This is a genomic window from Hymenobacter amundsenii (assembly GCF_002204745.1).
GTDB lineage: Bacteria > Bacteroidota > Bacteroidia > Cytophagales > Hymenobacteraceae > Hymenobacter > Hymenobacter amundsenii.
In genome coordinates this window covers 1-436 of record NZ_NIRR01000121.1, presented here as the reverse complement: position 1 = coordinate 436, position 436 = coordinate 1, and the positions used below count along the sequence as shown (strand labels likewise).

The 436-nt window shown below is 60.6% G+C and carries 1 protein-coding gene; it reads left to right on the top strand.

Annotation, left to right across the window (positions count from 1 at the left end):
* Nucleotides 1-67 precede the first annotated feature (67 nt).
* A partial coding sequence (locus CDA63_RS20220) for a glycosyltransferase family 2 protein (RefSeq protein ID WP_088466237.1) occupies nucleotides 68-436 on the top strand: 369 nt, incomplete at its 3' end.

Here is a 436-nt window from a genome sequence, read left to right as displayed (position 1 = left end):
CATTTTTAGCGGCCTATCGAAACGTATTTCGTTGGGGGCCAGCGTTTCTTCCTTTTCCTGATTTTCTATGCCGCCGCTCATATCCGTCATTTTGCCGGTTTACAACCAGGAGAAGTTTGTGGCCGAAACCATCGAGAGCGTGCTGAGCCAGCGCTTTACCGACTTCGAACTGCTTTTGCACGACGACGGCTCAACGGATGGGTCGGCGGCCATCATCCGCAATTATGCGGGCCGCGACGCGCGCATCCGGGCCAGCTATGGACCTAATGCGGGCAAGTGCGCCGCGACGAACCAGTTGGTGGAGCAGGCGCGGGGGGAGTGGTGCGCATTTCTGGACGCCGATGATGTGATGCTGCCCGAGCGGCTGGGCACGCAGCTGGCCTACCACCAGGCCCACGCGGAGGTGGACGCCAGCAGCTGCCACTGCCACTACATC